Annotated in this window: 25 protein-coding genes; 15 read left to right on the forward strand and 10 right to left on the reverse strand. The window is 67.3% G+C overall.

Translation table 11 applies throughout. The features are described 5' to 3' along the window. Positions 1-20 precede the first annotated feature (20 nt). Complete coding sequence (locus ACMGEZ_RS25115) at positions 21-938, reverse strand: LysR family transcriptional regulator (RefSeq protein ID WP_436825004.1); 918 nt, start codon at positions 936-938, stop codon at positions 21-23. 105 nt (positions 939-1,043) lie between these two features. Here ACMGEZ_RS25115 and ACMGEZ_RS25120 point away from each other — a divergent pair, with 105 nt between their 5' ends. The 5 genes from ACMGEZ_RS25120 to ACMGEZ_RS25140 all read left to right on the forward strand — a co-directional run bounded on the left by ACMGEZ_RS25120 (position 1,044) and on the right by ACMGEZ_RS25140 (position 6,249). Next, positions 1,044-2,012: a Bug family tripartite tricarboxylate transporter substrate binding protein gene (locus ACMGEZ_RS25120; protein WP_436825005.1), complete on the forward strand. Its 969-nt coding sequence runs from the start codon at positions 1,044-1,046 to the stop codon at positions 2,010-2,012. 46 nt (positions 2,013-2,058) lie between these two features. Continuing rightward, the gene (locus ACMGEZ_RS25125; RefSeq protein ID WP_436825006.1) at positions 2,059-3,429 is read left to right on the forward strand and encodes an MmgE/PrpD family protein; all 1,371 of its coding nucleotides are present in this window, start codon (positions 2,059-2,061) and stop codon (positions 3,427-3,429) included. Positions 3,430-3,455: 26 nt separating this feature from the next. Beyond that, on the forward strand, positions 3,456-4,535 hold the full coding sequence (locus tag ACMGEZ_RS25130) for an isocitrate/isopropylmalate dehydrogenase family protein (protein WP_436825007.1): 1,080 nt from the start codon (positions 3,456-3,458) through the stop codon (positions 4,533-4,535). 93 nt (positions 4,536-4,628) lie between these two features. Beyond that, complete coding sequence (locus tag ACMGEZ_RS25135; protein WP_436825008.1) at positions 4,629-5,609, forward strand: quinone oxidoreductase family protein; 981 nt, start codon at positions 4,629-4,631, stop codon at positions 5,607-5,609. A gap of 151 nt (positions 5,610-5,760) precedes the next feature. Further along, positions 5,761-6,249, forward strand: a complete 489-nt coding sequence (locus ACMGEZ_RS25140) for an H-NS family nucleoid-associated regulatory protein (protein WP_436825009.1) — start codon at positions 5,761-5,763, stop codon at positions 6,247-6,249. 78 nt (positions 6,250-6,327) lie between these two features. Here the strand turns inward: ACMGEZ_RS25140 and ACMGEZ_RS25145 are convergent, their stop codons facing one another. Beyond that, positions 6,328-7,788, reverse strand: coding sequence for an amidase (locus ACMGEZ_RS25145; protein WP_436825010.1), 1,461 nt, complete (start codon positions 7,786-7,788; stop codon positions 6,328-6,330). Positions 7,789-7,800: 12 nt separating this feature from the next. After that, a complete protein-coding gene (locus tag ACMGEZ_RS25150; RefSeq protein ID WP_436825011.1) occupies positions 7,801-8,796 on the reverse strand; it encodes a Bug family tripartite tricarboxylate transporter substrate binding protein in 996 nt (331 codons plus the stop codon). Positions 8,797-8,922: 126 nt separating this feature from the next. On the opposite strand from ACMGEZ_RS25150, the gene ACMGEZ_RS25155 reads away from it, so the two are divergent. Together ACMGEZ_RS25155 and ACMGEZ_RS25160 are read left to right on the forward strand one after the other, a co-directional pair. Further along, complete coding sequence (locus ACMGEZ_RS25155) at positions 8,923-9,849, forward strand: LysR family transcriptional regulator (RefSeq protein ID WP_436825012.1); 927 nt, start codon at positions 8,923-8,925, stop codon at positions 9,847-9,849. Between the two features lie 117 nt (positions 9,850-9,966). Continuing rightward, positions 9,967-10,572 (forward strand): glutathione S-transferase family protein, encoded by a 606-nt coding sequence (locus tag ACMGEZ_RS25160; protein WP_436825013.1) that lies wholly within the window; start codon positions 9,967-9,969, stop codon positions 10,570-10,572. An 8-nt stretch (positions 10,573-10,580) separates the two neighbouring features. Here the strand turns inward: ACMGEZ_RS25160 and wrbA are convergent, their stop codons facing one another. Genes wrbA through ACMGEZ_RS25175 form a run of 3 tightly spaced genes read right to left on the reverse strand, consistent with a single transcriptional unit; the run spans position 10,581 to position 12,893 of the window. Beyond that, a complete protein-coding gene (gene wrbA / locus ACMGEZ_RS25165) occupies positions 10,581-11,210 on the reverse strand; it encodes an NAD(P)H:quinone oxidoreductase (protein WP_436825073.1) in 630 nt (209 codons plus the stop codon). Between the two features lie 5 nt (positions 11,211-11,215). Beyond that, positions 11,216-12,166, reverse strand: a complete 951-nt coding sequence (locus ACMGEZ_RS25170; protein WP_436825014.1) for a ring-cleaving dioxygenase — start codon at positions 12,164-12,166, stop codon at positions 11,216-11,218. A 49-nt stretch (positions 12,167-12,215) separates the two neighbouring features. After that, on the reverse strand, positions 12,216-12,893 hold the full coding sequence (locus ACMGEZ_RS25175; protein ID WP_436825015.1) for a nitroreductase: 678 nt from the start codon (positions 12,891-12,893) through the stop codon (positions 12,216-12,218). A 191-nt stretch (positions 12,894-13,084) separates the two neighbouring features. On the opposite strand from ACMGEZ_RS25175, the gene ACMGEZ_RS25180 reads away from it, so the two are divergent. The 5 genes from ACMGEZ_RS25180 (at position 13,085) to ACMGEZ_RS25200 (ending at position 18,617) form a co-directional block, all read left to right on the forward strand. Further along, positions 13,085-13,996, forward strand: a complete 912-nt coding sequence (locus ACMGEZ_RS25180; protein WP_436825016.1) for a LysR substrate-binding domain-containing protein — start codon at positions 13,085-13,087, stop codon at positions 13,994-13,996. Between the two features lie 120 nt (positions 13,997-14,116). Continuing rightward, complete coding sequence (locus tag ACMGEZ_RS25185; protein ID WP_436825017.1) at positions 14,117-15,229, forward strand: iron-containing alcohol dehydrogenase; 1,113 nt, start codon at positions 14,117-14,119, stop codon at positions 15,227-15,229. Further along, positions 15,226-16,644 (forward strand): amidase, encoded by a 1,419-nt coding sequence (locus ACMGEZ_RS25190; RefSeq protein WP_436825018.1) that lies wholly within the window; start codon positions 15,226-15,228, stop codon positions 16,642-16,644. Before ACMGEZ_RS25185 ends, ACMGEZ_RS25190 begins: the two co-directional genes overlap by 4 nt. 31 nt (positions 16,645-16,675) lie before the next feature. After that, on the forward strand, positions 16,676-17,704 hold the full coding sequence (locus ACMGEZ_RS25195) for a glutathione S-transferase family protein (protein WP_436825019.1): 1,029 nt from the start codon (positions 16,676-16,678) through the stop codon (positions 17,702-17,704). A gap of 28 nt (positions 17,705-17,732) precedes the next feature. Next, positions 17,733-18,617: a tryptophan 2,3-dioxygenase gene (locus ACMGEZ_RS25200; protein WP_436825020.1), complete on the forward strand. Its 885-nt coding sequence runs from the start codon at positions 17,733-17,735 to the stop codon at positions 18,615-18,617. 105 nt (positions 18,618-18,722) lie between these two features. On the opposite strand, the gene ACMGEZ_RS25205 is transcribed toward ACMGEZ_RS25200, so the two are convergent. The 4 genes from ACMGEZ_RS25205 to ACMGEZ_RS25220 form a co-directional block, all read right to left on the reverse strand. Beyond that, positions 18,723-19,697 carry a DMT family transporter gene (locus ACMGEZ_RS25205; protein WP_436825021.1) on the reverse strand — a complete coding sequence of 325 codons (975 nt, stop codon included), beginning with the start codon at positions 19,695-19,697 and terminating at the stop codon, positions 18,723-18,725. Positions 19,698-19,877: 180 nt separating this feature from the next. Further along, positions 19,878-21,032: a hypothetical protein gene (locus ACMGEZ_RS25210; RefSeq protein WP_436825022.1), complete on the reverse strand. Its 1,155-nt coding sequence runs from the start codon at positions 21,030-21,032 to the stop codon at positions 19,878-19,880. Positions 21,033-21,128: 96 nt separating this feature from the next. Further along, entirely contained in the window at positions 21,129-22,826 is a 1,698-nt protein-coding gene (locus ACMGEZ_RS25215; RefSeq protein WP_436825023.1) for an ATP-binding protein, read from the reverse strand. Beyond that, entirely contained in the window at positions 22,826-23,875 is a 1,050-nt protein-coding gene (locus tag ACMGEZ_RS25220; protein WP_436825024.1) for a uroporphyrinogen decarboxylase/cobalamine-independent methonine synthase family protein, read from the reverse strand. The genes ACMGEZ_RS25215 and ACMGEZ_RS25220 overlap by 1 nt, the downstream gene beginning before the upstream one ends. A gap of 379 nt (positions 23,876-24,254) precedes the next feature. On the opposite strand from ACMGEZ_RS25220, the gene ACMGEZ_RS25225 reads away from it, so the two are divergent. The 3 genes from ACMGEZ_RS25225 to ACMGEZ_RS25235 are packed head-to-tail and all read left to right on the forward strand — an operon-like array spanning position 24,255 to position 26,648. Then, positions 24,255-24,839 (forward strand): hypothetical protein, encoded by a 585-nt coding sequence (locus ACMGEZ_RS25225; RefSeq protein WP_436825025.1) that lies wholly within the window; start codon positions 24,255-24,257, stop codon positions 24,837-24,839. Further along, positions 24,836-26,158: an SDR family oxidoreductase gene (locus tag ACMGEZ_RS25230; protein ID WP_436825026.1), complete on the forward strand. Its 1,323-nt coding sequence runs from the start codon at positions 24,836-24,838 to the stop codon at positions 26,156-26,158. The genes ACMGEZ_RS25225 and ACMGEZ_RS25230 overlap by 4 nt, the downstream gene beginning before the upstream one ends. Positions 26,159-26,174: 16 nt before the next feature. Then, on the forward strand, positions 26,175-26,648 hold the full coding sequence (locus tag ACMGEZ_RS25235) for a DUF2269 family protein (protein WP_436825027.1): 474 nt from the start codon (positions 26,175-26,177) through the stop codon (positions 26,646-26,648). Positions 26,649-26,656 lie beyond the last annotated feature (8 nt).

The raw sequence follows: 26,656 nt of genomic DNA on the forward strand, positions 1-26,656 counted from the left end.
CCACGCCGCCCGCGGGCGATTCATGACTTGCCGCGGACCGGCTTCACCTTGGCACGGCTCGCGTGCGCCAGCACCTGCGCAAAGGCCGCCGCCGCGGGAGACAGGCTGCGGCCGCTGCGGCGAACGATGCCCAGGGTGCGGCTGATCGCCGGTTTCTCCAGCCGCACGCCGACCACGCAGGCCCGGCTGCGGGGCAGCGTCAGCTGCGGCACCACCGCGATGCCGAGGCCGCTCTCCACGAATCCGATCAGCGTCGAGACATGGCGCACCTCGCAGATCGGACGTGGCAGCGGCGGCAGCTCGGCAAGCCCCTGGTCGATGAAGAGGCGGTTGCGGCTCGCGTGCGAAACGCGCGCCAGCGGATAGGCGGCGAGCTCTTCCCAGCCCACCGAGCGGCGCTTCGCGAGCGGGTGCCCGGCCGGGCAGGCCAGCACGTAGGGCTCCTTCAGCAACGGGGTGAACTCGACGTCCGGGTCCTGCATGCCGATGTAGTTCAGCGCGAAGTCGGCTTCGCCCTGCTTCACGCTCTCGAGCACCTCGTCGGCGCCCTCCTCGATGATGCGCACCAGCACCCGCGGGTGCCGCTCGCGAAAGGCATGGATCACCGGCGGCAGGAAGTGGTGCACCGTGGAGAGCACGCAGCCGACCGTCACGTCGCCCGCCGCCAGCTCCGCGGCATCGCGCAGGCTGAGCACGGAGCGATCGAGGCCGTCCACCAGGCCGCCGACCTGGGCCAGGAAGCGTCGACCCAGCAGCGTCAGCTCGACGCTGCGCGTCGTCCGGTCGAACAGGCGCACGCCGAGCATGTCTTCCAGGTGGGAGATGCGGCGCGACAGCGCCGGCTGCGACAGGTGCAGCGCGCGCGCCGCCGCCGCGAAGCTTTGCAGTTCTCCCACGGTGACGAAGGCACGCAGGTCCGCGAGCGACGGCTTGATCATGGCAACCCCATTCATGCAACTGATGCAATAAAACCCCAGAAGAATGCAATTTACTGCAGAGTGGCCAACGCGGAAGATGCGGCACACAACGAACGAGACATCACCATGCAACGCCGCCACCTCCTGCAGGCCGGGTCGGCAGCCCTCGCGGCGCCGTACCTGGCGTTCGCGCAGGGCTATCCCGCCAAGCCCATCCGCTACATCGTCCCGGTCGCCGCCGGCGGCGGCAACGACATGATCGCCCGCGTCGTCGCCGAGCGCTGGGGCCGCCTGCTGGGACAGAGCTTCGTGGTGGACAACCAGAGCGGCGGCGGTGGCGTGGTCGCCTGCCAGACCACGGCACGCGCCGCGCCGGACGGGTACACGCTGATGCAGGGCTATGTCGCGACGCACGGCACCACGCCCGCGACACGGCGCGTCAGCTACGACGCGATCAAGGACTTCACGCCGATCGGCATGATCGGCGCCACGCCCAACGTGCTGGCGGTCAACGCCGAAGTGCCTGCGAAGAACGTCCAGGAGTTCGTCGACTACGTCAAGCGCAGCCCCGGCAAGGTGAGCTACGGCTCGGCCGGCGCGGGCTCGCTCACGCACCTGACGATGGAACTCCTCAAGCAGGAGACGGGCGCCTTCATGCTGCACATCCCGTACCGCGGGATCGCGCCGGCCATCAACGACCTGCTCGGCGGCCAGACCCAGGCCATGTTCCCCGGCCTGGCGGCGGCCTTGCCGCACCTGCGCTCGGGCCGCATGCGCGCGCTGGCCGTCACCGGCAAGCGGCGCAGCCCGCAGCTGAAAGACGTGCCCACCATGGAAGAGGTCGGCTTCAAGGGCTTCGACGCGATGCAGTGGTACGGCTCGGTCGGGCCCGCCGGCCTGCCTGCGGACGTCGTGCGGCGCCTCAACGAGACGCAGGTCGCGGTGCTGAAGGCGCCCGACCTCGCCGAGAAGCTCTCGGCCGAAGCCGTCGAGCCGTGGCCGATGACGCCCGAGCAGTTCGGCCAGTACATCGGCGCCGAGATCGCGCGCTGGACCGCGCTGGCCAAGGCACGCAACATCCGCCTCGACGAGTGACCCTCGGCGCGGCCTCATCCATCCTCAACCACCAGAGAAGCACCCAGTGGCTCGCAATACGAACGTCCCCGCCGACCTGTCGGCGCCCCCGGTCACCGCCATCCTTGCCGGCTTCGTTGCCGGCCATCCGTCGCGCGGATGGAGCGATGCGGTGGAGCACGAGGCCCACCGCACCTTCTACAACTGGCTCGGCTGCGCGATCGGCGCGGCCCGGCACGAGGCCGCCGACGCGGCGATGGCCGCCGTTGCGCTGCTGCAGCCGGCGCCCCAGGCCACGGTGCCGGGACGCGCGGAGAAGCTCGACATGGCGAGCGCCGCGCTGGTCAACGGCATCACCTCCCACACCTTCGACTTCGACGACACCCACCTGAAGACGATCATCCATCCCGCCGGCCCTGTGGCTTCGGCCGTGCTCGCGCTGGCCGAGCACAACGGCGCTTCGGGGCGCCACGTGATCGACGCGCTGGTGCTGGGCATCGACGTGGCCTGCCGCATCGGCAACGTCATGTACCCGGACCACTACGACCGCGGCTGGCATATCACGGGCTCCACCGGCATGCTCGGCGCGGCGGCCGGCTGCGCGCGCGTGCTGCGGCTGGACGAGGCGCAGACCGCCATGGCGCTCGGCATCGCCGCCTCGCAGCCCGTCGGCCTGCGCGAGCAGTTCGGAACGATGACCAAGCCCTTCCATCCCGGCGCCGCGGCGCGCTCGGGCCTCATGTCCGCGCTGCTGGCGAGCCGGGGCTTCACCGCCAGCAGCCGCGCGCTGGAAGCGCCCCGCGGCTTCGTCCAGGTGGCGTCAGACAAGCGCGCCTGGCACGAGGCGACGGACGAGCTCGGCGAGCGCTTCGAGATCTCCTTCAACACCTACAAGCCCTTTGCCTGCGGCATCGTGATCCATCCGAGCATCGACGCCTGCGTGCGCCTGCGGGCGCAGGGCGTCACGCCGGACCAGGTGGACCGCATCGAGCTGCGCGTGCACTCGCTGGTGCTGGAGCTCACGGGCAAGAAGGAGCCGAAGGACGGCCTGCAGGGCAAGTTCAGCGTCTACCACGGCTGCGCGGTGGGCCTGAGCCACGGCCGCGCGGGCGAAGAGGAGTTCTCGGACGCGGTCGTCAACGACCCGCAGGTCGTGGCCCTGCGCAACAAGGTGCAGGCCACGGTCGACGACGGCATCGACGAGGCGGCAGCGCACGTCACCGCCGTGCTGCTCGACGGCCGCCGCGTGGAGGTCCGGGTGGACCATGCCATCGGCTCGATGCAGAACCCCTTGTCCGACGCGCAGCTGGAGGCCAAGTTCGGCTCGCTCGTGGTGCCGGTACTGGGCCGGGCCCGAGCGGACGAGATCACGAAGGCCTGCCGCACGCTGGCCTCGCTGCCCGACGTGCGCGCCCTGACCGCCTTGTGCCGCGCGTGATGAATCCCACTTCCCCCGGACCCCACGTGACGGCCATCGCACCCCTTCGCATCGGAATCCTGAACGGCGACGACATCGGCCACGAGATCGTGCCCGCCTCGGTGGACATCGCCCGCGCCGCGGCCGAGCTGCATGGCGTGCAGATCGACTGGCGCCCCCTGCCCATCGGCGCGCGCGCCCTCCAGACCCACGGCCATACGCTGCCGCCCGAAACCATGGAAGGCCTCCAGGCGCTCGACGGCTGGATCCTCGGCCCCATCGGGCACCGCGCCTATCCCAAGGGGCCCCATGCGATCAATCCGCACCCGATCCTGCGCAAGCAGTTCAACCTCTTCGCCAATGTCCGGCCGACGCGCTCCTATCCCGACATCGGTTGCCTGCACGACGGGGTGGACCTGGTGATCGTGCGCGAGAACAACGAAGGCTTCCAGCCGGACCGGAACATGGTCGCCGGCTCGGGCGAGTTCCGGCCGACCGACGAGGTGACGCTCTCGGTGCGGGTGATCACGCGCACGGGCAGCCGGCGAGTCGCGCGCGCCGCCTTCGAGCTGGCACGCCAGCGGCGCAAGCACCTCACCTACGTCCACAAGGACACGGTGTTCAAGCTGGGTTGCGGCATGTTCGTGGAAGAGTGCCGCAAGCTCGCCGCCGACTATCCCGACGTGCGCGTCGACGACGTGATCGTCGACACCTTCGCGATGCGGCTTGTTCGAGATCCGCAGAACTTCGACGTGGTGGTGACCACGAACATGTTCGGCGACATCCTCTCCGACGAGGCCGCGGGGCTGGTGGGCGGTCTCGGCATGGCGCCGGGCCTGTGCATCGGCGACGGCGACGTGGCGATGGCGCAGGCCACGCACGGCTCGGCCCCCGACATCGCCGGCCGGGGCATCGCCAACCCCTACGCCATGATCGAGTCCACGCGCATGCTCTTCGAATGGCTGGGCCACAGCCGCGGCAACGAAGGGGCAGTGCGCATGGGCGCCTCCATGTCGCGGGCGACTGCGGCGGCACTGGCCGACCCGCAGGCTCGCACGGGCGACATCCGTGGGACCGGCAACACGGCGGCCTTTACTCAGGCCGTGCTGCGCAGCCTGCGGCAATGAAGGGCGGCAAGCGCTGACACCAAATGACCGAATGACCGACTGACCGAATGGCATTCAGCAGTCGCTGATCGAATCCCCTGACAAGGAGCGACCGTGCAGTCCTACTGGATGCAGATGACCGAGACTGGCACGACGCTCGCGCTGCGCGACAGCCCCGTGCCCGTGCCCGGCCCGCGGCAGCTGCTGGTGCGCATGCATGCAGCGGCGCTGAACCGCGGGGAATTCCTGCTGGGGCATGGCCTTCACGGCCAGCCCGGGAGCTGGAAGGCGATCGGCAGCGAAGGGGCCGGCGAGGTCGCCTCCGTCGGCGCCGAGGCGAGCGGCTTCCGCCCGGGCGACCGCGTGATGGGCCGCTGCGCGGGCGCGTTTTCGGAATACGCGCTGATGGAGGCGGCGGAGGCAATGGCAATGCCGCATGTGCTCACGTGGGAGCAGGCCGCCAGCATTCCGCTGGCCTTCCTGGTGGCCTTCGACATGCTGGTGCTGCAAGGCCGCCTGGAGCCGGGCGAATGGCTGCTCGTCAATGGCGTGTCCTCCGGTGTCGGCGTGGCATCGCTCCAGCTGGGCAAGGCGCTCGGGGCGCGTGTCATCGGCACCTCGGGCTCGCGCGAGAAGCTGGCCGCGCTCGCGCGGCTCGGCCTCGACCTCGCCCTGTGCACGCGTCAGCCGGACTTCGCGCCCGCCGTCATGGAAGCGACCGGCCGGCACGGCGCCGACCTGATCGTCAACACCGTCGGCGGCTCGGTGTTTGCCGAGAACGTGCGCGCGATGGCCTTCGAGGGCCGGCTGGCCACGGTCGGCTATGTCGACGGCGTGCTTCGCGCCGAGATCGACCTCGAGGCCTTGCATGCCAGGCGCCTCACTTTCTTCGGCGTCTCCAACAAGTTGCGCACGAGGGAACAGCGAGCGGCCGCCATTCCGCGTTTCATTGCCGAGGCCCTGCCGCACTTCGCGGCCGGACGTATTCAGCCGCAGATCGACCAGGTGATGGACTTCGCACGACTGCCGCAGGCCAAGGCGCGCATGGAATCCGGCGCGCATGTGGGAAAGATCGTTCTGCGAATGCCGAGCTGAATGGCTGCAGCCTGCTCCATTGCTTCAACATGAATCGAGTGCATTGCGAGTGCATTCGCTCGAAGAATTGCCGTTCCGGGACATCCCGTTTTGCGGGGCTCGCCAATAAGATTAAAGTCGAGTCTTCTTCACATCCTGGAATTCAAATCGAATGACTCAGAGTTACGAGCAGATTCAGAAGCAGATCGAGGCTCTCCAGCGCCAGGCTGAAAAGCTTCGCGCGCGAGAAATTGATGAAGTCATCGCCCGTATCAAGGTTGCCATCAAGCACTATGGGCTCAGCGCCGCGCAACTGGGCTTTGGCGCTGCTGCAGACGGCGTGAAGAGAAAGGCGAAAAAGGCAGCCTCTGTCCGCGCGGCGAAATACAGCGATGGCCAGGGCAATACCTGGTCGGGCATGGGCAAGCGGCCCGGCTGGCTGCGCAATGCGCTCGAGGCCGGCAGGACACTCGAGGAATTCGCGACGCAGACCCCATCCCCTGAAATGGGCGGCGGCAAGCGCAAGGCGGCAAAGAAGCGCAAGGCGAAGACTGCCTACAAGGACGATGCCGGGCATACGTGGTCCGGCATGGGCCCGAAGCCTCGCTGGTTGAAAGAGGCGCTGGACGCGGGGAAGACGCTCGAGGAAATGGCAGCCTGACGAGGGATCGTCCTCGGTGCCGCGCGGGGGGCCTCGGCTCGAACCCCTGCCGCGTATCGATCAGGGCGGTTGCGACGTTCAGGCCCGAGTCGACGCACATTCGGGCAAGGGCCCGCTGTCGCATTCGATGATCCGGGCCGCTTCGAGCAGCCGCCGTTCGCGAAAGCTTCCAGCCACCAGTTGCACGCCGGTCGGCAGGCCCGCCTGCAAGCCGGTCGGAACATGCAGTCCCGGCAGGCTGAGCGCCGCGACCGCGATCAGCGGAGACTGGTCCGCAAGGAGCTCACGCATCTTCTCGGGCCCCTGCAAGTCCTCACCCCATGGCATGGGCGCCCGGCAGGAAGTCGGCATGAGAAGCAGCGGACAGCGCTCGAGGAACTCGTTCCATTTGCGGCGCAGCACGTCGCGCCGCGCCAGAGCCGTGGCGTAGATGTGGAGTTCCGGGGCCGGGGCGCAGGCCACCATCGAGCGAACCGGGCTCAGGATGCTCGCGTCCTGCATCGCCTTGACGGCGGACAGCATGCCCATGCGCACCTCGTTCATCACCACGGCCAGCCAGATCTCCAGGGCTTCGTCGATGCCGGGCGGCGTCACGCGCTCGACGCGATAGCCTGCCGCCTCGAGGGAGCGCGCAGCCTGCGACATCGCCGCCTTGACTTCGGGCGCCAGCCGAGTGCCGGGAATTTCATCGACACAGGCCACGCGCACGGGCGCGGTGTCGTCGGGGAAGTCCAGCGGCGCGGCGATCCAGGTCGGATCGTCCGCGCCCTCGGACGCCATGGCGCGCAGGCCCAGCTCGACATCCTGCACGCGGCGCGCGAGCACCCCCTGCGCCGAGAACAGCTGCAGCCCGAGAAAGCGCGTCGCCACCGTGGGGTGGAAGGCCGGGATCCGGCCGGGTGTCGGGCGCAGGCCCACCACGCCGTTGACGTAGGCGGGGTAGCGGATGGAGCCCGCAATGTCGGTGCCATGCGACAAGGCGCACATGCCCGAGGCCGCGGCGACCGCTGCACCACCGCTCGAGCCGCCGGAAGTGATGTCCGCGCGCCAGGGATTCAAGGTCCTCCCATGCAGCGGGTTCTCGGTGAACCACCGGAAGGAGAAAGGCGGCACGTTCGTGCGGCCGAGGATCACCGCGCCGGCGCGCCGCAGGTTGGCCACCACGGCGCTGTCCGCGGGCGCGATGCGGTCGGCGAAAGCGGGCACGCCGTTGGTCGTCGCCTCGCCCGCCACGTCGACGTTGAGCTTGATCGTGACGGGCACGCCATGAAGGCAACCCATCTCTTGCGGTGCGCGGGCCCGCAGCGCATCGGCATCGCGCGCCATCTGGAAGGCGCGTTCGCGGTCCGCGTGGACGATGGCGTTGAGCCCGGGATTCACGGCATCGATGCGGTCGTGAAAGGCCTGCGTCACTTCCACGCTGGAGATGTCGCCCTTGCGGATCCGGGCAGCGATGTCCGCTGCTCCCCACCGCCACACGTCGCCGGGCAGCGAGCCGGCCGCGGCCACTCGTGCGCTGGGATTGGTGGTTCCGGTCATGCGCAGCCCGCCTCAGTCCAGCCTGATGTCGTTGCTCGTGATGACCTGTTCATAGGTTGCAGTGCGCGCCTCGATCGCGCGACGTGTCTGCGCCGGTGACCAGAGCGCGGCTTCGAAGTTGAAGGTCTTGAAGCGGGCCTGCAGCTCGGGGCTGCCGACGGCGGCGAGCAGATCCTTGTTGATCCTGTCGCAGATCGACTCCGGGGTGCCCTTGGGCGCCAGCAGGGCGACGAAGCCGCTGGCCTCGTAGTTCGCAGGCCCTCCGGCCTCGGCCAGCGTGGGAACGTCCGGCATGTCCGGCAGGCGTCGTGCGCGCGTGACCGCCAGGTACTTCACCCGCCCGGCCTGGTAGGCGAACTGGGTCGACGCCATGGCGCCCAGCGCCCAGTCGGTCTCGCCCGTGCTCACCCCGGTGTAGAGCTGGCCCATCTCCTTGTAGGGCACGTGCAGCATCCGCACGCCCGCCTTGCTCTCGAACAATGCGGATTGCAGGTGCGCCGTGCTCCCGACGCCCCAGGTGCCGTAGGTCAGTGCGCCCGGCTTCGCCTTGGCCGCGGCCAGCAGGTCCCCGACGTTCTTCCACGGCGAGCTCGACGAGACCACCACGAAGAAGGGCGTGTCGTAGAGCACGCCGACCGGCTCGAACGCATCGAACACGCGGAACCTGCGGCTCTTGAAGAGATGCGGCAAGGCACTGATCGCATCGCCTTCGTGCATCAGCAGCGTATGGCCGTCCGACGCTGCGGCACGCGCGGCATTGATGGCGATGAAGCCTGCGCCGCCCGGCCGGTTGTCGATGACCACGGGCGTCTTCCACTGGGCGGCGAGCTTCTCGCCGACGGCACGCATCATCGCGTCCGGCCCGCTGCCGGCGGAAAACGTCGTGATGATGGTCACCGGCTTGGACGGGAAGGCCGGCTGCGCCTGCGCCTGGGCCGGCGCGTGCAGGCACGCCCCGGCCGCAAGAAGCAATGCGGCCATACCGCGGGCGCCAAGGACTGTGCGCATGACTCCTGAAATCACATCGACTCCTCGGTGGGTGGGATGCGTGCATTCTTGAGCGGCGTGCTATCCCGATCAACCGTGTGCGTGGATACTGTCCATCGAAATTTTCGATATCAGAGGAGTCACCCGATGGCGTCGCTCGATCTGGAATGGATCTCGGTCTTCGACGAGATCTACAAGGCCCTGAACGTTTCGCGCGCCGCTGAGAACCTGGGCATCAGCCAGGGCGCGGCCAGCACGGCGCTCGGCCGCCTGCGCAGCTATTACGGCGATCCGCTCTTCACCCGCACATCGCGCGGCATGCGGCCGACACCCCGGGCCGACGCGCTGCACCCTGTGCTGCGCCTGGTGCGCGAGAGCCTCGAGAACGCAAGGACCGGCGCACCTGCCTTCGACCCGGCCACTGCCCGGCGCTCGTTCCGGGTGTGCATGACGGACCTGGGCGAGATTTCCCTGCTGCCCCGGCTGCTGAACCACCTGCAATCCCACGCGCCCGGCATCGACATCGAGGCCGAGAAGATCTCTGCCGACACACCCAGGCGCCTTGAAGATGGCGCGGTCGACCTCGCCGTGGGCTACATGCCGCAACTCGACGCCGGCTTCTACCAGCAGTCGCTCTTCGAACAGGACTTCCTGTGCATCGCGAGCGTCTCCCATCCGCGCATCGGCAAGCGGCTGGGCAGGCAGGCCTATGGCACCGAGCGCCACGTCGAAGTGAGCACCTCGGGCACCGGCCATACCGCGATGGTGGAAAAAGCACTCGTCTCGGCCGGCATCCGGCGCAGCATCGCCTTGCGGGTGCCGAGCTTTCTTGCCGTGGCGCAAATCGTGGGAGAGACGGAAATGCTCGCCACCGTTCCGCGCCACTATGCGCGCGTGATGCTGGCGAGGGAGCCCATCCGCCAGCTGTCCGTTCCCTGCGAGCTGCCGCGCTACACGGTCAAGCAGCACTGGCACGCGCGCTTTCACCGGGACGCCGGCAACGCGTGGCTCCGGCAGGTCGTCGCGGGCTTGATGCCTGCGGCAGTCATGAGCCCGCCTGCGAGGCGGCGATGAGGCGCGTTCTGCTGACGGCCGCACGGCAGAACGCAGAGGCTTGCCAGCATCGGGCCGGAACGGGATCATCCGTATCCGGCCTCTTCCCCCCGTACCCTGCCTCCTGCGAGTCCACACATGCTGCGCCTCTATGACAGCCGTTTTTCCGGCAACTGCTGGAAAGTCCGCATCCTGCTGAACCAGCTCGAAATTCCTTTCGAGCGGGTGACCCTCGATCTCGCCAAAGGGGAAGCCGCGGACGCGGCATTCCAGCAGAAGAGCCGCTTCGCGCGCGTTCCGGCGCTCGAGCTCGAGGACGGCCGGACCCTGGTCGAATCGGGAGCCATCCTGCTCTACCTGGCGGAGGGCACCCGATTCATCCCCGAGGATTCCTTCCTGCGCGCGGAAGTGCTGAGCTGGCTGTTCTTCGAGCAGGCGGATCTTCAGAAGCCGATCGCGATACCGCGCGTCTTTCACCTGAGGGGGCTGGCTGCCGACAAGGCGGAAGACATCGCCCGCTTCCAGAGGGACGGCAACGCCGCCCTCGGGAAACTCGAGCAATGGGTGGACGAGCACGCCTGGCTGGTCGGCGAGCGGTACACGCTCGCCGACCTGGCGGTCTCCTGCTATGTGTCGCTGGCTGGGCAAGGCGGCTACGACATGGCCCGGTACCCGGCCATCCAGGCGTGGACGGGCCGCGTGAGCGAGCAGCGCGGCTGGGTTCCGCTGCTGAGCGGCGAATGAGCCGCTTCTCAGGTGGCAGAGCCGACGTTCGACCCGCCCCGCAACGCCCTGGCGACCGTGGCGACGCGCCGCCCCTGGAAGCGCGCCACATCGAGGTGCTCGGCATCGGGCTCGACGGTGTCGAGCTTCGAGACATGCGTTGCACCATAGGGCGTACCGGCCTTGAACATCGCGGCATCGGCATAGCCGAGCGGAACAATGATCAGGCCCAGGTGCGCCATCGGCGTGTACATCGACAACAGGGTCGACTCGTTGCCGCCATGCAGCGAAGAGGTCGCGCCGAACACCGAGCCCACCTTGCCGTTGAGCTTGCCCTGGAACCACAGACGCCCGAGCCCGTCGATGTAGGCCTTGAGCTCCGACGAGATGGAGCCGAATCGGGTCGGCGTGCCCAGCACGATCGCATCGGCCCATTCGGCGTCTGCTTCGGTCGGAGCTTCGTACCGCGCGTTCATCTGCTCCGCGCGCTCGGTCCAGCCAGGCAACTGCTGCATGACTGCCGGACTGACCACTTCTCGCGCCCGGCGCATCCTCACCTCGGCACCCTCTCCCGCTGCGCCTTCGGCGATGGCCTTGGCCAGCAGCTCCGTCGAACTGTTGCGCGAGTAGAAGGCGACCAGGACCTTGGGTTTGAAGATCGCGTTCATACCGAGATGGGCTCCAGCCGGCCGAGCAGTTCCTGCTTGCGATCCCGCAGCCATGGGGGCAACTGGAACTCCTCGCCGAGATGACCCGGCTCCTCGTCGATGGCAAACCCGATGTCGGTGGTGGCCGCCTCGAAGATCACGCCCCCCGGCATCTTGAAATACATGGAACGAAAGTAGTTGCGGTTGACCGACTCGGAGGTATCGATGTAGCCCATGCCCATCAGCTTGTCCTTGATTCGCATCTGCTGCTCCTCGCTGTCGACCGCAAAGGCGACATGGTGGATGGTGCCTTCGCCGTAGATCGACGACCCCTGCAGCCGATCCGGCTCGTGAAGGAATTCGACGATGGCGCCGGGCGCGCCATCATGGGTCTCGAAGCGGTGGTACGGGCCTGCCTCGCCCGCATAGCGGAAGTCGATGGCCTCCTGCATGAAGGTGATCGACTCGGCGACCTCGCGCAGCGACAGCGTGATGCTGTGCACGCCACGGATGGCGAAGGCTTCGGGAATGTCATCGGCCCGGCACGGCACGCGTCGGTCGCGGTCGGAAGCGACCAGGTCGAACTCGATGCCGCAGGGATGATGGAAGCGCTGGCGCTGCTCGCCGAACCGCTCGACCACGTCCTTGTCGAAGGCGACCCCACGGGCCGCAAAGCGCTCCCGCCAGAAGTCCAGCGAACCCTTGGGCACGGAGTAATTGATGACCCGGATCTGGCCGGAGCCGCGCCGCCCCTTCACGCCTTTCTGCCTGAAGGGAAAAGAAGTGACGAGCGTACCGGCATCGCCCTTCGGATTGCCGTAGTAGAGGTGGTAGATCGGGTCTTCCCCGTCCAGCAGCACGGTCTTCTTGACCAGGCTCTGGCCGAGCAGCTTGACGTAGAAGTCCACGTCCTCCTGAGCACCGCTGACGCAGGCGGTCAGGTGATGAAAGCCTTTGATGATCGACATCCGGGTTCCTTGTTGAGTGATTGGGATGGGGTGAAGTGCTGAGCGCCATTCAGGCGGCGATGAAGGTCGCGAACTCCTCGACCTCCAACTTGTGCAGGGCCATGCGGTTCTCCGGCATGCTGTTGTCTGCATAGCCGAGCGACATTCCCGCGATGACCATCTCGTCCTCGGGAATTCCGAGCTCGGCGCGAAGCACGGGGTACTGCAGCGACCAGATCTGCTGCGGACAGGTGTCCAAATCCCGCCCCTTGGCTGCGAGCATGATGTTCTGCAGGAAGCAGCCGTAGCAGATGAAGCTGGCCCACTCCAGGCGCCGGTCCATCGTGAAGATGATCCCGACCGGCGCGTCGAAGAAGAGGAACTGGCGCTCCACGTCCCGCATGCGGCCCACCTTGTCGCTGCGGTGCACGCCCTGCGCGTCGCCGAGTTGGCCGCGGAAGGTGTTGAAGCGCGACGAGTAGGGATCGTGCAGCGGCTGCGGGAAGAAGGGGTACTCGGGGGCGAGCTTCTCGGGCCCGGCGCGGAACGCCTCGACGGCCGCCGTGGTCACGCGATTGCGGGCCTCGCCCGTGACCACGTAGCAGCGCCACGGCTGCGTATTGCTCGAACTGGGGGCGTACTTCGCGACGGACAGGATGTCCCTCACTGTCTCGAGGGGTACGGGGCGGTCGAGGAAGCCGCGCTTGGTGCGGCGCTCGCAAATGAGTTCGTCGATGAGCGAGTTCATTGAAGTGTCTCCATCCGTGGGTGGTGGCGGTCGTGAGCGGCTGCGTCGACCGGGCGAGCAAATCGTATGAACCGCGAACGCGCTTGAGAAGCCGGCGCGGCTTGAACGCAAGGTTGCGGATTCCTGGACGATGGGTGATTCGCGGCGCCGCGGCGTTATGCTCGCCGCGATCCCCCCGACACGGCACACCGATGCTCGACCTCAAGGACGTCTACTACTTCGTGCAGGTCGTCGACCGCGGCGGCTTTACCTCGGCCGGCCAGGCGCTGCGCCTGCCCAAGTCGACACTGAGCCATCGCGTGCAGGAACTCGAGGCATCGCTGGGCGTGCGGCTGCTCAACCGGACTTCGCGCCAGTTCGGCACGACCGACATCGGCAAGGAGTTCTACCAGTACGCCGTCGCGATGCTGCGCAGTTCCGAGATCGCCGAGGAGGCCATTCGGCAGCGTCTCGGCGAACCCAGCGGAGTCATCCGCATCACGACCGCAGTCGAGATCGCGCAGTTCGCATTGCGGGACCTGCTGCCGGTCTTCCTCAACCGCCACCCCAAGGTCCAGATCGTCGAGATCGCGACCGACAGGCTGGTCGACATCGTGGGCGAGGGCTTCGACCTCGCCATTCGCGGCCATACGACGCCGCTGCAGAACTCGACGCTCGTGCAGCGCGCCATAGCGAGCGTGCCGTGGTACCTGTTCGCCAGCCCGGCCTATCTTGCAACGATGAAGGAACCGCTGAGCCCGGAAGACCTTCTGCACCACGCGAGCATCTCCATCGTGCGAAACGGCCCGGTGCAGTGGCAGCTGAAGGGCCCCGGCGGCAAGGAGTTCGTCGTTGCCATGGCCCCGCGCTTCCAGAGCAACAGCATGGTGTCCCTCAAGGAGGCCGCCTGCGCCGGTGTCGGCATCGCGGCATTGCCGGGCTATATCTGCCGCAGTGAGCTTGAGGCGGGATCGCTTCGCCAGATCCTGCCCGGCTGGATCGCGGCCGATACGCGCATTGCGGCACTCATCCCCTATCGCACCGGACTGCTGCCCGCAGTGCGATCGCTGGTGGACTTCCTGGCGGCCGAGATCCCGAAGGTCACCAGCTTCGCAGGCCACTGAAGCCCGTCCGCGGCGATCGTCCAGAAGCTTGGACGCAGAGTCCTTGCCTGGGTGGCTCCAGCGGGATCGCATCGGCCTTATCGTCGCGGTCACCGACTCCACCGGATCAGGACTGCCGACATGAACCATCTGAACTGCCTGCCGCAAGACGCGGTGTTCTGGGGCGAGAACACGCTGGCCGCCGCGCTCCCGCGCATCGGTGACTACGGCATCGAGCGGCCGATCCTCTTCACCGTCGAACCACTCGAAGCACTGGCTCGCCAGCACGTCGAACCGCACCTGAGGGGCACTGCCGGCTGCTTCGTCGACCTCCCTGCACACGTTCCCGACGTGGCGGTGCACGCAGCGCTGGAGGCTTGCCTGCGCTCGAATGCGCGCGCCATCGTGGGACTCGGCGGCGGCTCAGTGCTCGACGCCGCGAAGGCGGTCTCTCACCTGCACCACGGCCGGACCGGCAGGCACTTGCCGATCGTCGCGCTGCCGACGACGCTCTCGGGCTCGGAGTTCTCCCACTATTTCGGCATCACCGAAACCGACAGGCCGCAGAAGTTCAAGCGCAGCTACGCGGTGCGCGAGACCACGCCGAAGGTGGTGCTCATCGATCCGCTGCTGGTGCGCGGCACACCGCGGGCGCTGCTGCTGTCGTCCGCCATCAAGGGCATCGACCACGCGGTCGAGGGCATGCGCAAGGTCATGCCGAGCCATCCGCACGCGATCATGGCCGCCAGCGGCGTGGACCGCTTTCTCCGGGTGCTCGAGAAGTGGCCCGCCAGGCTCGAGACGCGCCAGGCTATCGAGGCAGGGCTCGTGACCGACGATGACCTGCTGCAACTCCAGCTCGGCGCCTGGCAGTGCTACTTCTCTCCGGCGTCGGTGATCTACGGATTGAGCCACCGCATCGGCCACATCCTGGGCGGCAGCTTCGGCCTGCCGCACAGCGCGACTTCGTGCATCACGCTCGCGCCCGTCATCCAGGCATGCGCAGCCTTCTACGGCGACAAGCTCGAAGCGCTGTCTCCAGGCGGGCCGGGAGCGGCAGCGCGGCTGGCCGGGCGCATCGCTGCCGTCGTCGCGGCGCTCGGCCTCCCGAGCCGCGTGTCCGACTTCGACCTCGACCGTGCAAAGCTGCCGGAAGTGGCCGCACTGCTCAAGGCCAACTATCCCCAAGAGGTTGCGGATCTCGGCGACGAGGCGCCCGCGCGCCTCGATGCACTGCTGGAAAGCCTGTGGTGAGCCTGCACGCGCCACGCGCCGCACCATCGCTGCGGCAATCGCTGGACGATCTCACCGCTGGCCGGATGAGCGCGAGCGAACTCGTGCGGGACACGCTGCAGCGCGCCGACGACACGCAGCGCAGGCTGAATGCCTTTGCCATCATCCCGCACGAGCAGGCCACGGCGGCCGCGGCCGCAAGCGATCGCCGCTACGCCGAAGGGACGCAGCGTCCGCTCGAAGGCTTGCCCATCGGCGTCAAGGACCTGATCGACACCCAAGGGATCGAGACGCGCTACGGATCGCCTGCCTTCATCGGCAACATCCCTTCCGCCGATGCCGCCGTCGTGCGCACGCTCGTGGAACAGGGCGCGATCGTGATCGGCAAGACGACCACGCACGAATTCGCCTGGGGCGTGACTACGGCGAGCGCCGCTTTCGGCGATACCCTCCACCCGCTCGACGCGCGCCGCATTCCGGGCGGCTCGAGCGGCGGCGCGGCCGTGGCCATTGCCGACGGCGTCATGGCCGCGGGGCTGGGCACGGACACCGGGGGATCGGTGCGGATTCCCGCCGCGCTCTGCGGCGTCACCGGGTTCAAGCCGAGCTACGGTGCGCTGCCGACGCAGGGCATCTTTCCCTTGGCGGCCAGCCTCGATCATCCGGGTCTGCTCGGAGCGAGCGTCGGCGATGTCAGCGTTCTTGCCGAGGCGCTGGACATTGTCGGCAGCGGCGACGCAGCGGATGAAGTCGATGATGCACGTGTCGGCGCAATTTGCGGCATCGCTTCGCTGCCTCCGGCCACGGACATCGCATGCGCATTCGCCGTTGCGGCGGATGCGCTGGCGTCCGCCCTCCACCTCGAGGAGTTGAACACGGAGGATCTCTTCAGCGACAGCTTCCACGCCTTTGCGCGCATCGTGCTGGCCGAAGGCGGACTCGTCCACTTCGCGAGAAGAGACCCGGATTGGATAGCCGCGCACTACGGCGCGGAAACGGTCGAACGGCTCTCTCATGCCAAGGCGACGCGAGTGGAAGATTACGCGCTGGCACAGCAAGCCCGTCGAAAGTTCGCCGCAGGACTCGAGCGCCTCATGGCCAGGCACCGCTTCATCGTGCTGCCCGCCACGCCATGCACCGCACCGCTCATCGGCGACACGAGACTGACTATCGGCCGCTGGACCGGTAGCGTGCGGGAAGCCTTGATGACCTATACGGCTCCATTCAACCTCGCGGGCTGCCCGGCGATTTCGATCCCGTTGCGCCGGAGCGTTGGCGCACTGCCGGTCGGCCTGCAGGTCGTGGGCCGCCCCGGCGACGACGCCGCGCTGCTGGGAATCGCGCGGCGGATGGAGCAGCTGCTGCATCCGCATCTCGCATCAGCTTGCCCCCAACGCCTTTTCATCGATCGTGGACGTACCTGTCCCGCAGCTTGAAGGAAGTGTGATGACGCCTAGTGACCAGCTAATGAAAATGACCGCCGCCGCTCGCGCGGCCATCCTTGACCCAAGCCGCATCACCATCGTCGGCGACGAAGCGCATCCGCGCTTCGAGCTGTTCCACGCGGCGAGTTCGCTGTGCTCCCAGAAGGTGCGCACGGTGCTGTTCGAGAAGGGGCTGCCCTACCGCTCCAACGACATGCTCATCCTCAGCGCGATGGGGCATGACGGCTTGATACCCGCCGAACACTACAGCGCCGCGTATATCCGTCTTCGGCTGGTCGCTGCGCGCGAACTGGGCCGGGCGTACGTGAACGGATACAGCGGGAGGACCTCGGTCGAGACGGAAGGCTTCGACCCCTGCGTGGTGCCGCTGCTCGTCGACTTCGAGGCAGGTCGGGTGATCGCGGATTCGCAGCGGATCTGCCGTCATCTGGACGCAGTATCACGCGATCCCATCCAGCTCGTGCCGGAAGATCCCGAGGCACGCGCAGAGGTAATGCGCCAGGTCGGCATCGTCGACAGGATCCCGAATGGAGCGCTGCTCTATGGCTTCCATCCGGACGCCGACCCGCGCCCGGCCCCGCTCAAGGCATCGATGGAAACGGTCTACGACTACAAGATCATGGCATTGGAGCGCTTGGTGGCGGCCAACGCCGACGACCCCGAGCTGGTTGCCGCCTGCCGGGCGAAGATCGTGAAGGAGAGCGGCGGCAAGAAGGTCTGCCATGACCCGGCATTCCAACGCGCCGCCCGCCTTCACGTGAGCGATCTCTTGCAGGATCTCGAGCGCAATCTGGCTGCGGGGTCGTTCTCCTGCCTGAACGGCAACGCCTTCTCGCTCGCCGATGTGCTCTGGGGCGTCAACCTTGTTCGCCTGAACTATCTCGGACTGTCCTCGTTATGGGCCGAGCTTCCCCATGTCGAGCGCTACCTCGAGACGCTCGCCCGTCGGCCTTCCCTGTGCAAGGAAGCGATCCAGGCCTCGGTGGTCTCGATGCCGCACTCGATGTACATGCACGCGATCGCGGAATGCGCGGCCGAGGCTGCCGCATGAAGAACATCCACACGAACAGGAGCACAAAGTGAGCAGTACCCTTCAGAACGAGAGCACGGCGGCCGGTCAAACACCCTACAGCGCCTGGATTCAGACGGACGCGCTCCATTCGTTGCAGCGCACGGTCAGCGATCATCCGGGCGAGCATGCGTGGATCGTTCACGTGCAGGTGTCCGAACTCTACTGGATGCTCATCATCAAGGAGATCCAGACGGCGCAGACCTATCTCCGCGCCGACAACCTGGCCCAGGCCCACCGAACCTTGCTGCGGGTCGTCGCCCATCAGGAACCCCTGGACGCGATCTGGCGTTCCATTGCGTGGATGACGCCCAATGACCTGCTGGCCATCCTCTCGCGCGCGGCCGCGACGCACGGCAAGGACACGGCGCTGCAGGGATGGACCTATCGGCACATGGCCTATCTGCTGGGCATCAAGCAGGCGGAGCATTTGCAGCACTTCGCTCCGCAGCCTCAGCGCCTGGCTCAGCTCACCAAGGCGCTGGCCGAACCGAGTCTCTACGACGACGTGCTGGCCTGCTTCGCACGCAGGGGCATGGATGTGCCGCGTGCCTGGCTGGAGCGTGACCTGAGCGCCCGCTACAGCCCCAGCAAAGAGGTCGAGCAAGTCTGGCGCAACATCTATGCAGACCCGAACACCAACATCGAACTACAGCAGCTTGGCGAAACACTGGCCGACATCGCAGAGGGCTTTACGCACTGGAAGTATCGCCACCTGATGGCAACGCGCCGGACCTTTGGCGCCAGGCCTGCGTACTTCGGCATCGAAGGCATCGCATGGCTGGCGCCCACGATGGACGAGATCCCGTTCCCGGAGCTATGGTCGGCTCGCACCTTCATGGGTGATCCGCCGCCTGATTCACCGGCCGTCTGCCCGCACATGTCCAAGCGGTGACGCGACGGGCCGCGACCTTTTCTCATCGCGGGGCCGCCCCAAGATGAAAAACGCCCCCACGGGGGGCAGCGACCAAACGAAGTGATGAAGCTGGGGGGCCATTTCTCATTCCGGCTGCGCGTCCAGCGCCGCCGCACGGGTCCGGCCCCGCTCGCTGTGCAGCATGTAGAGGCCCGATCCGACGAGCAGCGCGATCCCCAGCCAGGCCCATCCGTTGGGGACCTCGTTCCATATCGCGTAGCCCAGCAGCATGGCGAAGAGAACCGCCGTGTAGCGGAAAGGCGCGGTGAGCGACACCTCGCCGGTGCGCATGCATTGCACCAGCAGGAAATAGCCGGATGCCAGGAAGGCCGCCGCAACGCCGAGCAAGGCCAGGTCCCGCAGTGCGAATGCCTGCCAGCCGCTCAGCAGGGTCAGGCAACCGGACAGCAGGGTGACGGCCAAGGCAGTGGCAAGGGTGATGATGACCGACGGGATGGCCGGATCGATACGCCGCGTCATCAGGTCGCGCATGGCGTGGAACAGCGTGCCCGCCAGGCACAGCAGCGCCCATGCGTTGAAGCCTTCCCCGCTGGGCTGCACCACGCAGAGCACGCCCACGAAGCCCAGCACCACGGCGGACCACCGCGCCAGGCCGGCGCGCTCGCCGAGGAAGAACACCGCGAATACGGTCATGAAGAGCGGCGCAGCGAGGTTGATGGCCGTGGCGTTGCCGATCGGCAAGCGGAAGAGCGACAGCAGGTACATCATGGTCGCGCAGGCATCGACCGCGCCGCGAAGCGCCACCCGGGGATTCAGCACCGCACTCGCGTGACGCAGCGCGCCCAGGCGCTGGGCGACCAGCAGCACCAGCGCCGAGGCCATCAACCCGCGCACGAAGATCAGCTGCGCCGAGGGCATGGATTCGCTGACGTGCTTGACCAGCGCGTCGTTGAGCACGAAGCAGCTCATGGCGCCGATCATCATGGCGATGGCGCGCCCGTTGACGCGGGCGGAGGACGGGGAGGACAAGAGCTGCGGGAGCATGAGAAAGCTGGAACGTATCGAGGCATGCGTGAGGACCACGCCGCCTCCGATCATGCCAAGCTTCTGCGTTCCCGCTTGCCCCGCAGCCGGTACGGCCGACGAGCTCGAAAAAAGGCCCGCACGAGGCGGGCCTGAAGGGGTTGGTCCTTGATGCCCACCCGGGAGAAACCGAAACGAAGATTAGTAGGATGTTTCCTACAAAGCAAGTCCGGAGAAAGTTCGCGTTCCGGGGTGTTACACACTTTCCGGGCGACGAAGATCCAGCCGCGGTCCGGCCAGCTTGCCGTTCTCGAGTTCGAGGACGAAGCGCATCTGCCGGCCTTCGACGAAAAGCTGGAGCTTGAAACGCGCCGTGATCTGGTCGCAGGCCAGCTGCACGCCCTTCCACTTCGCCACTGCGTCGCGGGCCGACAGCGAAGCCATCTCGAGGGTGAGGCCGCGTCCGACCGCCTCGGAGCACAGCTCGACGGCGTTGCGGCCTTCGCTGCGTCCCTCCATCTGCACTTGCAGGCCCGGCACGGCAAAGCGCCCATCGCCGAGCTGCACTTCGCCCGACAACGCGGTGCGGCCCAGCAACAGGCGGGCCTGCTCCGTCAGTCCCTGGCCGTGGTCATGGCCGCCGAGCCCCTGGCGCAGCATCGACTCGGCGAAAGCCTGCAGCCGCAGCTTGCCGCGCTCGGAGACCCACGGGCTCAGCAAGGCGCCGCGGCGCTCGAATTCCACACCCGCGAGCGGTGCCGACGCGAACTGGTACAGATAGCTGCGCCCGTTCGGCGCATCGACATAGAAGCCCAGTCGACTCACGCCCATGCGCGAATCCGGCCCCACGTGCTCGACGGTCGCATCGTTGAAATCGATCTGCCCGTGCCGTACCGGCACCGTCACCTCGGCGTCGAACAGCAGGTGCGCGTCGGTGATCTCCCCGCGGATGGTGCCGTCGGCCTCCCCGAGCGGGCCGAGGCACCAGGCTTCGGTGGCGGCCTGGCGCGCCGTGATGTCGGCAGGTACTGCCGCCCTGCCCGACCCGAGCAAGGCACCCCACGCCTCCTGGAGCTGCGGCGACAGGCTCAAGGGGCCGTGCAGCTTCACCCCCGAGAACTCGGCCTGGGCCGCCCGGAGAGCAGACAGGCCCGGTACGCCGGACTCGATCCGCACCTCGCCCGCCAGTTCATGCACGGCAATGCGGCCGACCTCCAGCACGAGCGCGCCGGACGCCAGCCGAAGCGCTGCCGCCTCGAGCTTGCGGATCCGGAAATCGATCACGCCCTGCTGCCTGGATTCCCACGTGGCACCCTCGAGCGAGCAGCGATTGGGAGCCGCCTTGTCGGAAGACCCGAGTTCCAAGCCGAGCACGAGATCGAGGAGGGAAGCCGCGAGTGGGACGGTCATGGGTCTTTGTACCGCATCGCGAGAAGACACCGCTGTGGTTCTGCGGCTGAAGGAGGCTGAGGCGCCATGTCGCGGGGCTCGCCGCGTGAGGTCTGCCTAGGAGTCCAGCAGGAGCCTGACCTGCAAGGCGAGGTCTTCGAACGAATACGGCTTCGTGATCAGGTGGATGCCCGGATCCAGGCGTCCATGGTGAATGATGGCATTGCGCGTGTACCCCGTTGTGAACAGCACCTTGATGTCCGGTCTGCGCCTGACGGCGAGTTCCGCCAACTGGCGTCCGTTGAGCTCGCCCGGCATCACCACGTCGGTGAACAGGAGCGCGATTTCTGGATGCGCATCGAGCACCTTGAGCGCGGACTCGCCGTTGGTCGCGGCAAGCACGCGGTAGCCGAGCTCGACGAGGATTTCGGTCGCGTGGCTCCTGAGCGCTTCGTCGTCTTCCACGACCAGGAGGCATTCGGCGCCGATCGCGGTGGGCGCAACCCGGGACGCGGCGGCGGCGGCAGGCTTTTTCTCGGCGGCGCCGAAGAGCCGCGGAAGGTACATCTTGACTGTCGTGCCTTGGCCGGGCTCGCTGTAGATCCTGATATGGCCCGAAGACTGCCGCACGAAGCCGTAGACCTGGCTGAGGCCCAGACCGGTGCCCTTGCCGACCTCCTTGGTCGTGAAGAAGGGCTCGAAGGCCCGTTCGATCGTGGCGGCGTTCATGCCGATGCCTGTGTCGGTCACCGCGATCATGACGTACTGGCCCGCAGCCACGGGCTCGGTGAGCGTTCCGACGTAAGCATCGTCCAGGTGGCAGTTCGCGGTCTCGATGGTCAGCTTGCCGCCGCCCGGCATCGAGTCTCGCGCATTGATGGCGAGGTTGAGGATGGCGTTCTCGATCTGGTTCTCGTCGGCGAAGGTCGTCCACAGATCGGCTGCGAGCACGGCCTCGAGCGCGACGGGCTCCCCAAGGGTTCGGCGCAGCATGTCGGACATGCCCGCGACGAGCCTGTTGGCATCGACGGCTGTGGGAGCGAGCGGCTGCTGGCGCGAGAACGCCATGAGCCGGCTGACGAGCGATGCGGCCCGGCGAGCGCCTTGAACCGCCATCTCCCGCGCCTTGCCGATGCGCAGGCTCGCCGGCGAGGGCTGCAGGGTGGCCGCGTGACGCCCGATGACCTCCAGCCCGCCGAGAATGACCGTCAACAGGTTGTTGAAGTCATGCGCGATGCCGCCCGTGAGACGGCCGACTGCATCCATCTTCTGCGACTGGCGCAGCGACTCCTCGGCCTTCTGTCTTGCGAGGTACTCTGCCTCGAGCTCCCGCGTTCTCTCCCGCACGCGGTCTTCCAGGCTCTCGGTGAAGGCCCGCAACTGGACGATGGCGCGCTTCTGCTCGGTCACATCGACGTTGATGCCGACAGCGCGCTGCGCACGCCCGTCGCGGTCGTAGAACACCATGTACCGGGCCTGCATCCAGCGCAGGGCATCGTCCGTGCCGCAGGTGATGCGGAACTCGGTATTGATCTCGCGAGCGCCTTCCGCGAACGCCTCGTCGATCAGGTTCGCAACCCGGATGCGGTCTTCGCGGAAGATGCATTCGCGCCAGGTCTCGAGCCTGCCGTCGAACTGGGTCAATCCGTAGAGCGAGAGAAAGCGTGGAGACAAATGCACCGTGCCGCTGGGGATGTTCCACTCGAAGATGCCCAGCCGGCCAGCCTCCTGGGCATACGCGAGCAGCTCCTCCGTCTCTTGGAGTCTCGCCGCGAGATCGTTGCCGGCGGAGCGTGCTGCATCCAGGTAGCCCATCAGCCCCCCAGCGCGCGCTTGGCCTCGGTCATTGCCTTCAACTTTCCGAACGCGGTCTTGCGAGGCAGGTGGTTCATTCCGCAGGAACTGGTGATGATCGTCTGTTCCGGCGCCAGCCAGCCGTAGGCGAGGATGCGTTGCGCCACCAGCTCGCCGGTTTCGACCTTCGGATCCTGCACGTCGACCGCGCCGACACCGATCTGCTTGTTGGCGATCAGGCCTTCGTAGTGAGGCATCATGTCGTGCTCCACCAGAAGGGAGGCGCACTCGATGGCGCAGATCTTGTCCGCCTTGTAGCGGCCGTGGTCGAAGTACCTGTGGCCGATCTGGCCGTCGTATTCCTTGCCGACCGCGTAGTTGCCCTGGCAGACATGGACCGAGATATGGATGTCCGCCGGGAGCCCTTCGATCGCGAGGTTGATGGCGGTGATCGCCGCATCCACCTCGGCTTCGTCGGCGACGGTGAACAGCGGCTCGTCGATCTGGATGTTCTTGCATCCGGCTTCCGCCAGCAGCCTGAAGTTGTGGTTGAGCAGCTTGCCGAGGTCGAGCATCATCGCGCCAAGGTCCCCGTAGTGCTCGTCATAGGCAATCTTCGCGAGCATCAGCGGTCCGGTCATCGTGATCTTGACCGGCTTGGCGGTGAGCGCAGACACCATCCGGAACTCGTCGACAAGCCCCAGGTCGATCCCGTGGCCGATGACGGTCCTGCAGGTTGCGGCCGGATGGAACACGTCGGGATCGTGCTGGGTGATCGGCTTGGGCCGTGTCGCGCCCTGGAACGCCGGGATCTTCTGCCAGAAGTGATTGAGCATCGCATTCGGAGGCGAGTGGCGGTTGTGAGTCCGCCGGTGCATCTCTCCGCCCGTAATGACATCGATGGCCGCGAGTTCCTGGTCGAGAACCGCCGCCTGCGTGCAGCGGTATTGAGCGTCGGCCATCGTGCCCATCGCCAGCTGCCCCACGGCCACCAGCCGATCGAGCGCCTCATACCAGTCGGGCACGCTGTGCGCCCCCACCACCGTTGTCGCGTATTTCGAATAGTTCATCAAAGTCCTTCTGGCACGAGCAGCCGCGCATACGGGAATGGGTTGAGCGCGAACCAGAAAATGTGCCATGGTTCAACTGCCGACGCACCATCGACGCATGAGCTGCGTGCGTCGGCCTACATGTGAACTGGCTGTAGTCTGACGACGCCTCGTCGCCAGCGTCGCGCGCTCCAGGCGGGCACAGCGGCTGGCTGCACGCGCGCATCTGCCACGGCATGGCGCCATCGGCAATCTCCGATCCGGCGCTTGTCCAAGAAATGCGTTGCTTCCTACATGGGCGCGACCCGTTCACCCGTAGGTTGCAGTCGTTGGACCTGCAAGGCGCCTGGTGGGTCCTGAAGCTTCGCCACTGCCATGCTGAACGAAGAGGAGCCTCGCCATGGTCCAGCCCCCTTACTCCGCGCCCCTCCCCTTTCCGACTGCCGACCACCACGACCGACCGCCTGAGAGCGCGCCCGCCGGTGCGGCGCCTGTCGAGAAGAGTGCGAAAGCGGCACTGCGCGCCGCTCTGCGCACCGGCCTGATCGCGGGCGCCGTGGCCAGCGTGGTCTCCACCCTCGCGCTGGCGCTCGCCGGACGGCGACAGGCCGGCAGCGCCGTCGCTCCGACCAACGCGATCAGCCATTGGCTCTGGCGCGGCGAAGCCTTGGCGGTCGACCGGCCGACGCTGCGCCATACGGTGGTGGGGTATGCGATCCACCACCTCAGTTCCACCTTCTGGGCCGTGCTCTATGCATGGCTGCACGGCAATCGCCAGGAAGCGCAGACCGTGCCGAAGGCCCTGGCGGGCGCCACGGTCGCTGCCGCGATGGCCTGCCTTGTCGACTACAAAGCCACACCGAAGCGGCTCACGCCGGGATTCGAGCACCGCTTGTCCACCGGCGCCATGGCGCTGGTGTACGGTGCCTTCGCCGTCGGCCTCGCGGCCGGATGCCTGATGGCCAACAAACGCAGCTCGCCGTGAGAATCGTGATCGCGGGCGCTGGCGGCTTTCTCGGCGGGACGCTCGCCGCCGAGTTCGCGCGCCGCGGTCACGAACTGCTGTGCACTGCGCGCGATCCGATTGCAGCCGCGCGCGCAGCGGGCTGGTCGCAAGCGCGCACGCGATGGCTTGCAGTCGATTTCGATGCCGCGCCGCCGCTCTCGTTCTGGCTTGCCCATCTGCTGCCCGGCGACGTGGTGATCAACGCGGCCGGCGTGCTGCGGGAAAGCCGCCCGGGCGCCTTCGCGGCCGTGCATCACGAGGGTCCCGCGCGCATGTTCGACGCCTGTGCATCCTCCGGCGTGGCCTTCGTCGTGCAGATCTCGGCGCTCGGCGCGAACGAGGAAGCTGCCACTGGCTACCACCGCAGCAAGGCAGCCGCGGATGCTCATCTGCGCGGCCTTCCGCTGGCGTCGGCCATCGTCCAGCCTTCGCTCGTATGGGGCGACGAAGGCGCGAGCGCGCGTCTTTTCGCGGCACTCGCCGTGCTGCCGATGCTGGCGCTTCCGGGCGGCGGGCGGCAGGCCCTGCAGCCCGTGCACGTCGACGATGTGGTCGCGGGCGTGGCGGCCCTGGTGGCGCAGCGCCCGCCGGGCACCCGAACGCTGGCCTTCGTCGGCCCGCGGCCACTGAGCTTCAGGGAGTACCTGGGCGAGCTGCGTTCGCAGCTCGGGCACGGGCGCCGGCAGTGGGTCGTCCCGCTGCCCGAAAGCATTTTTCTCTCGATGGCAAAGCTCGCCGGGCACTCGCGCCAGAGCTTTCTCGACCACGACACCGCGCGCATGCTGCTGGCCGGCAATGTGGCAGCGGTGGACGATTTCGCCGCCCTGCTCGGCCGGCCGCCGCGCGCTCCCGAGCACTTCGTCGCGCCCTCGCAGTCGGAGGCCCTGCGCCGTGCATCCTGGCTGACGTGGATGCTGCCGGCGCTGCGGCTCACGATCGCCTTCGTCTGGATCTGGACCTTCGTCGTCTCGATCGGCCTCTACCCGCGCGACCAGAGCCTCGAGCTGCTGGCACGCGTCGGTATCGAGGGTGGCTGGGCGCAGCTCGCGCTCGTCGGCGCGGCCGTTTTCGACCTGGCGCTCGGCATCGCCACGCTGCTGATGGGCGCACCTGGCCGCGCGAAATGGCTGTGGCCGTTGCAGTTGGCGCTGATCGCCTTCTACACCGCCGCCATCACCATCGCGATGCCGGAGTTCTGGCTGCATCCCTTCGGGCCGCTGTCCAAGAACCTGCCCATGTGCGCGGCCATCCTCCTGCTCTGGGCGCTGGACAGTGGGCGCCGGGGCGCTCGCCGCTGAACAGCGAAGGCCTGCCATGGAATATCTCTTGGTCAAATGGCTGCACGTGATCTCGTCGACCGTGCTCTTCGGCACCGGGGTCGGCTCCGCCTTTTATCTTCTCGCGACGACGCTCTCGCGCGATGTGCGCGCCCTGGCCGTGGTGACGCGGATGGTGGTGCGCGCCGACTGGCTCTTCACGGCAACCACCGCAGTGCTGCAACCGCTGACGGGCTTCTGGCTGATGCATCTGGCCGGACTGCCGTGGCAGACGCCCTGGATCAAGGTGTCGATCATCTGCTATGTGCTCGCAATACTCTGCTGGCTGCCAGTGGTCTGGCTGCAGATCCGGCTGCGCGATCTCGCCTCGGAAGCAGCGAACAGTGGCCAGGCCCTGCCGCCGCGTTACTGGAGCTTCTTCAAGTGGTGGGTCGCGCTCGGCGTGCCGGCCTTCTTCCTCTTCCTGGCCTTGTTCTGGCTCATGATTGCGAAGCCGGCCCTGGCCGCGTGAGGTCGACT

The sequence above is a fragment of the Variovorax stachyos genome (genome assembly GCF_051400855.1).
Taxonomy (GTDB): domain Bacteria; phylum Pseudomonadota; class Gammaproteobacteria; order Burkholderiales; family Burkholderiaceae_C; genus Variovorax.